The 7110-nt window shown below is 72.2% G+C and carries 4 protein-coding genes; all 4 read right to left on the bottom strand.

The window, feature by feature from the left end; all coding sequences use genetic code 11:
- The coding region (locus G3I65_RS49570) for an AMP-binding protein (protein ID WP_160702661.1) at nt 1-3196 on the bottom strand (3196 nt) is incomplete at its 3' end.
- On the bottom strand, nt 3189-4817 hold the full coding sequence (locus G3I65_RS49565) for an AMP-binding protein (protein WP_160702659.1): 1629 nt from the start codon (nt 4815-4817) through the stop codon (nt 3189-3191). The genes G3I65_RS49565 and G3I65_RS49570, both read right to left, overlap by 8 nt.
- Entirely contained in the window at nt 4814-6217 is a 1404-nt protein-coding gene (locus tag G3I65_RS49560; RefSeq protein ID WP_160702657.1) for an FkbM family methyltransferase, read from the bottom strand. Before G3I65_RS49560 ends, G3I65_RS49565 begins: the two co-directional genes overlap by 4 nt.
- The coding region (locus tag G3I65_RS49555; RefSeq protein WP_160702656.1) for an alpha/beta fold hydrolase at nt 6214-7110 on the bottom strand (897 nt) is incomplete at its 5' end. The genes G3I65_RS49555 and G3I65_RS49560, both read right to left, overlap by 4 nt.

Raw genomic sequence — 7110 nt, 5'->3', positions numbered from 1 at the left:
GCCGGAGCAGCCGGCGCAAGCAGGTTTCGAACCCGGCCGCCCACAGGCGGACCGTGCCCGGTTCGAACCGTGCCGAGTCGTAGTCCCACCGCAGCGATCCTGGGCCGTCCCCGTCCAGGATCGCGTAGACGTCGAGGTCGAGGCGGGCGGTGAGCCCCTGGTCACCGGGGAAACCCGCGGCGATCCGGTCGCCCGCGGCGAAGGTGAGGCCGTTGAAGGCCACCGAGGTCAGCGGGAGCCGCGCGCCCGGCTCCCCCGCCACCTCCCGCACGGGCACGGCCCGGCGGGCGAGCGCCGCCGACAGCACGCCGCCGACCGCCGCCACCCGGTCGGTGCCCGATTGGTCACCCGAGAGCCGGCACCGAAGCGTGACCGGGTTGAGGCAGGGCCCGAAGGTGGCCGCCATATCGGGCAAGTCGCGGTCGAGCAGGGGAACGCCGACGACGACGTCCGAGCGCCGCGTGATCCGGCCGACGACGGTCGCGAACACGGTCAGTGCCACCGCGAACGGCGTGGTGCCCCAGCGGCGGGCCAGCTCGGCCAAGGATCGGGCCTGCTCTTCGCCCAGCGGCAGCCAGTGCGTGGCCACGGGTCCGCGAGCGTCGCCGCCGGGTGAGTAATCCGGGGGCAGCCGCAGCGGGACGACGTCCGCCAGCTGCCGTCGCCAGTACTCCCCGGCTTCGCGGCCGTCCCGGTCCAGCCGGTCACGCTGGCGGTGCACGTAGTCCCGGTAGGAGGTGCCCGGCGGCGAAGGCACGGTTCCCTGGACGGCGGCGAGCAGCCGCCCGGCGAAGGCGTTCAGCGAGAAGCCGTCGCAGACCACGTGGTGGGCGACGAAGACCAGCGTGTGGCCGCCGCCGGGCAGCCGCACCAGCAGGGCCCGGAACAGTGGATGCCCGCCGAGGTCGAACGGCTCCCGCACGAGCGCTTTCGCGGACGCGTCCAGTTTCGCGGCCGCCTGCCGTGCCTCCGTTCCCGAGAGGTCGAGCAGGTCCACGCGGAACTTCTCGTCGTCCGCGGGCAGCAGGCCCGGACGTCCGTCGCGCCGGACGATCCGGCAGCGCAGCAGCTCCGCGGCGCGAAGTTCGGCCGTGACCGCCGTTTCGATGCGCTCACGCGGGATCCCGGGCGGGAAGCCGACGCGGATCGGGATGTTGTAGCGGCTGTCCGGTGTCCTTGACTGGTGGTCGACCCAGATCGACTCCTGGATCGAGCTCAGGGGCAGCAGGCCACCGTCAGCCGGCGAACCGGTTTCGGTTGACGGCGAGTCCGCCGGTGGGAGGACGGCCAGCCGCGCGGCGAGTTCGGGGATCGTCGGGTGCTCGAACACCAGCGCCGGGTCGACCGCCCGGCCAGACTCCGCCGACACCGCGGCCGCGAGGTCGGCCACGCCGAGGGAGTCGAAGCCCAGGCCGAAGAAGGTGTCGTCGCGAGCAACCGGGATCGGGCCCCGTAGGCGTTCGACCACACGCACGACCAGCCGTTCCGCGTCAGAGGCTGCCGGGAACGGCGTGCGAGCGGCGGTCACGGTGTCGCCGTCCGCCGCGGTCCAGTGCGCGAGGCCGGTCGCCTGCCCGGCGAGGAAGTCCGACTTGCACCGCACCCGCTGGAGCTTCCCGCTGCTGGTGCGCGGTAGCCGGCGGGGCCCGACGAGGAAGACCTCCGCGGGCGCGATCCCGAACTCCTCGAGCAGCGCCGCCCGCACCGACTGGATGACGTCGGCGTGGGGCAGACCGCAGGACCGCTCGTACTCGCACTGGACGATCAGCTGCTCGCCGTCCTCGCGGTCCACCGAGAACACCACGCAGCCGTCGCGGGCCACGCCCGGGGCGCCCTCGGCTATCGCCCGTTCGAGGTCGTACGGGTGGTGGTTGCGGCCGCGGATGATCACCAGTTCCTTGATCCGGCCGGTGACGTGCAACTCACCGGCACTGAGGAACCCCAGGTCGCCCGTGCGGTAGAAGGGGCCCCGGCCGTCGCCGGTGACGGCTTCGAAGGCCGCGGACGCCTCGGGGTTTTGCCAGTAGCCGCCGGCAATGCTCGCTCCGCGCAGCCACACCTCCCCCACGACACTCTCGGGGCACTCGGTGCCGTCCCCGGCCGCGATGACGCACTCGAAGCCGCGCGGGACGCCGCACGACACCGTCGGCAGGCCTCCATCCGGCCCGCCGGGGGCCCGCGTGACGGACCCGGCCGCGGCCGAGACGAGCAGGGTGGCCTCCGCCGCGCCGTAGCAGGGCCGAAACGCTCCGGCCCGGAACCCGGCCGCGCCGAACCGATCGGCGAAGGCCCGCAGGGTGGCCGCGCGGACGGGTTCGGCCCCGCAGTACGCCACCTGCCACTGGCTGAGGTCGAGCCCGGCGAGCTGGTCGTCGCCGATCCGGTCGACGCAGTGCTGGAAGGCGAAGTTCGGGCCGCCGCTACCGGCCGCGCGGTAGCGGCTGATCGCCTCCAGCCAGGACAGCGGCCGGCGCAGGAGCTCCGCCGGCGGCAGGAACACCGCGTGCGCACCCAGGTGGACCGCATGCAGGACGTTCCCGATCAGCCCCATGTCGTGGTAGAAGGGCAGCCAGGACACGATCGTCGCGTCGCCGTCCAGGCCGAACGCCGCCCGGATCAGTTCCTGGTTGTGGCGGAGGTTCCCGTGTGAGACGACGACACCCTTGGGCGCACCGGTGGAACCGGACGTGTACTGCAGGAAGGCGGTGCCGCCCGGCGACACGACCGCGGGGACGAAAGCTTCGGGATCGTCGGCCGTGACGTCCTCGGTGACCAGGCAGCGCACGACCGGAGTGAGCCGGTCGCCGACGCGGTCGAGCACCGCGCGGCTGGTCAGGACGAGACTGGCTTGCGCGTCCGCGGCGATCGCGAGGACGCGGCCTGCCGAGCGGGCGTCCCGGGGCGGGTAGCACGGCACGGGGACGACGCCGGCGAGCAGGCAGGCCCAGAACGCCCGGACGAACTCCGGCCCGTGGGGGTAGACGAGCAGAGCCCGCGCCGGCCGGGCGTGCGCGGCCAGGCGAGCCGCCAAGACACACACGGAGTCGTGCAGGTCGGCGTAGGTGACGGTGTGCGCGTCGGTCACGCCGTTGCGCAGGAACGTGTACGCCGGTTTGCCCGGCGACTCGGCCGCGCGCCGTCCTAGGACAGCGGCGAAGTTGTGGCCGGCGAGCGCCGGGCCCGCGCCCTCAGGCATCGACCCGCTCCAGCTCGGCAGCGCCGAACACCGTCCTGATCCGCCGGCGCCGGAGCTTCCGTGTGCCGGTCAGCAGGCCGTTCTCCTCCGTGAACGGCTCCTCGGTGTACGCGAACAGCGTCACCTTCTCGTGCTCGGGCAGCTTCGGGTTGCCTTCGGCGAGGTAGCGGCGCAGGGCCTCCCGGCCGCCGCGTTCGGCGGGCCAGTGCGCGACGGCGGCGATCCGCTTGCCGTCGAACGATGTGACGCAGATCGAGTCCTCGGCCTTCAGCTCGCGGAACACCGTCTCCACGGCCGCCGGGAAGACCTTCTTGCCGTTGTCGAGGACGATGACGTCGTCCTTGCGGCCGTCGATGAACAGGAAGCCGTCGCGGTCCAGGTGGCCGAGGTCGCCAGTGTGGATGTACCCGTCCGGGTCGAAGGTGACGGCCGATGGGGTGGCCAGCTCGGCGCGATCGATCTTGACGAGGATTTCGCCGTCGGCGCCGATCTTCACCGGCACCCGTGGCTTGCCGACGCTGCCGATGCGGAAGTCCTTTTCGGAGCTCATGGAGATGATCCGCGGCAGCTCGCTCTGCCCGTAGCCTTCGTAGATCTTCACACCCACGCGGTGGAAGGTCGTGAGGGTCCGCTGGTCGATCGGGGCGCTGCCGGTGACGAAGTAGTCCGCCCGGCCGCCGTAGACCTTGCGTACCTTGGCGAAGAGGTAACGGCCGAAGAGGCGCTTGACTGGGTGGCCGTTGCGCAGCCGGTTGATCCCCAGGCGCAGGTAGAGCCGGAAGACGGCTTGCCGGCGTGTGTTGAGCTGCGCGAGCTTCTGCTCGATCCGCGTGGCCAGCGCCTCGTAGATCATGGGCACGCTCACCATGATGTTGGGCTTTTCCACGATCAGGTCCTGGATGCATCGCCCCGGGTCGGAGAGCACGATGCTGATCCTGCGCATCAGCGCCAGCCGCACGAAGGCCCGCTGCTGAAGGTGCGAGAAGGGCATGAAGATGAAGAGTTTGTTGTCCTTGCGGCTCCAGAAGCTGGTCCGGTAGCGGTAGTACTGGACGGCGAGCCCCAGGAGGTTTCTCGAGCGCTCTTCGGGCGGGAAGGTGAGGTCGATCCGCTTGACCACGCCGGACGTGCCCGACGAGTAGCCGATCGAGTAGTGGTCGAGCACCTGGTCGGCGGTGCACGTCCACGGCACGCCCTCGATGCCGTCGAAGTCGTCCGCCGCCGGCGTGGTGCCGCCGGACCGGACGTACCACGCCCGGAGGCCGGTCTCGGCGAGGCGGCCGGCCAGCGCGCGATCGGCCAGCACGACGTCGGCTCCAGCCTCTTTCAGCAGCCCGGCGATTTCGGGGCCGGTCAGGAACTCGGGCACCGCGACCGACCGGAAGCCCGCCTTGACGCAGGCGAGGTCGAGCACCATCCACTCGTACGACGTCGGCCCGATCAGGCCCACGGTGAACACGCCGTCCGCCGTCCGCAGCACGGCCAGCCGGCCGACGGCCCGGTCGATGTCGCGAGCCAGCTCGGCCCAGGTCATGCGGACCCGGCCGCCGTCACGGTAGACGACGTCGTTGCGGTCGTTGTCCGCCAGCCGTTCCAGCGCCGCGAAGAACTGCCGTTTCATGCCAGGTTCCTGCGGATGGTGGCCACGACCTGGTCGAAGCGGCTGCCCTCGAACAGCTGGTCCGGTGGCAGCACGTTCTCGCCGAAGGCCTCGCCCACCTCCAGCACCATCCGCACCGACTTCAGCGACGTGCCGCCCAGGTCGAAGAAGTCGTCGGACGCGGCGAAGTCCGGCACCTTCAGCACCCGGCGCCAGATGGCGGCGAGCGTCTGCTCGATCTCGGCCGGCGGGGCCGCCTCGGCGCCCGCACCGGCCGGGACGGCCGCGAGCACGGCACCGATGTCGATCTCGCCGCGCTCGTCCCGCGGCAGGGCGGTGACGAACCGGAACCGGTCCACCGGCACCGCGGCGACCTCGTCCCCCAGTTTCTCGCGCAAGGCCGCGGCCAGCGCCCGGCGGGTCGAAAGTGGCTTGCGCCACGCGGGGGCGGCGACGTCCGGCGTGACCGGCCCACGTCGGGCGTAGACGCCGTACATGTCGGTGTCGAGCAGGTCCTGGTTGCGGTCCACCAGGACGCTGAAGCCCCTGGCCTCCAGTAGGGCCACGACGGCGGCTACCCGGCCGTCGATGTCGTGCACCTCCATGACCACCTGGTCGATGCGCGGCCACCAGGTGTCGTCGATGCCGCGCAGAACCTGCCATTCGGCCTTCTCGACGTCGATCTTGAGCAGGTCGATGCGGTCGACGGCGTACCCGGCCAGCGCCTGGCCCAGCGTCTGCACTTCGCACTCGACGGACTCGCCGGCCAGGAGCTCGGCGACGACGGCGTCGAGCCCGGCAGCGGTGTCGGTGGCGTCCTCCTCCTGCCCGGCGAGGTAGACCTTGAGCACCTCGCGGTCGGACTGGCCCGCCAGGAGGCCCGACATCGCGGTGTTCTTCGGGTAGTAGGTGACCTGCGTCCGCCGCGGCGCGTCGCCCACCGCAGCCGGGATGACCACCACGTCGAGGCCGTGCAGCCGGGCGTTCAGCTCGACCGCCCGGCACAGCTGCGGCACGGGTTCCAGCGCGAAGATGCGGGAGTCCGGGCGGACCAGCCCGAACAGCACGGACGCCCCGCCGATGTTCGCGCCCACGTCGACGACGGTCGGGCGCTCGGGCAGGGTCACCCCGTGGCGCAGGTACTCGTTGTCCCGGAACACCTCGCGGAAGATGAAGGCGGCCTCCCGCCGGTTCCGGTGGAAGAGCATCAGGTCGTCGTCCGGCTCGAACAGCGAAAGCTCGCCGGCCTCTGCGGCCAGATCGGCCGCCCGCCGGACGGTCGGAGCGGCCAGGCCGGGCACGGCGAGCACCGCCTCGGCCCGCCGGTCGCCGGTCGCGTGCCGCACGAGGACGCATTCCCCGGCGAGCTCGCCGAGTCCGTGGTCGAGGTGCTCGGCTTCGAAGGCAACTGTGTCGGTCATCGGGGTCCCGGGGTGGTCGAGTGCTGCGCCGTCACGAAACCGGCGGCCAGCTGGGTCAGTCGGGGCGAGGTGTCGAAGACGGACAGGTGGTCGCCGGTGGGCTCCTCGACCAGCTCGGCCCGCGCCAGCTCGCGGGCCACGCGGTGGGAGCCGGCCGGGTGCGCGGTCGTGTCGGTCCGGCTGGTCACCACCAGCGCCGGGTGCCCGATGTCGCCGAGCAGATCCGTGACGTCGTAGGACATGATCGCGGAGTTGAGCCGGCAGTAGTGGTGGAACAGCACCGGCGTCGCGTACGGGTACAGCACCAGCGGCGCGACCCGCTCGGGGATCTTCGCCAGTGCAGCGGGGCGGTGCATGAGCTTCTGGTAGCCGGTGGCCTTCTCGAGGCTGGCGGCCCCCAGCTCCATCAGAGCCTGGACGTCGCGCTGGTGATCGGTCTTGGCCGAACCGGCGCCGAAGTCGTAGTCCCCGTGCCAGAGGCTCACCGAGCGGAACCGCGCCGGGTACCGGTGGACCGCGTCGAGCGCGATCACCGCCCCGCCGCACAGGCCCATCACGTGGCTCACCGGCAGGTCGAGCGCGTCGATGACGGCGATCAGGTCATCGGCCTGCTCGGCCACGCCGGCCGCCATGCCGTCCCGGGGACCGTCCGCCGCGAACAGGCCGCGGGACTGCCACGTCACCACGAAGCAGTCTTCTCCGAGCGCCCGCAACCACCGGTGGGACAGTTCGACGGGCATGCCGCACGGCGGCACCAGTACCACCGCCGGATTCCGCCGGTCGCCCGCGGTGAACGCCTCCAGCGCCGGCCCGCCGGGGGTGTCCACCCGCACGGCCCGGGGAGCGAGATCCCGCGCCCGGGCCGCGGCGTGCGCGACCGGCGCGTGCCCCTC

Source organism: Amycolatopsis sp. SID8362 (assembly GCF_010550475.1).
GTDB lineage: Bacteria > Actinomycetota > Actinomycetes > Mycobacteriales > Pseudonocardiaceae > Amycolatopsis > Amycolatopsis eburnea.
The sequence above is the reverse complement of the archived record's forward strand: the minus strand, read 5'-3'. Positions and strand labels throughout refer to the sequence as shown.

Excerpts from the sequence above, each read along its gene's own strand:
- G3I65_RS49565 (WP_160702659.1), bottom strand. The coding sequence starts at position 4,817 with ATGAAACGGCAGTTCTTCGCGGCGCTGGAACGGCTGGCGGACAACGAC.
- G3I65_RS49560 (WP_160702657.1), bottom strand. The coding sequence starts at position 6,217 with ATGACCGACACAGTTGCCTTCGAAGCCGAGCACCTCGACCACGGACTC.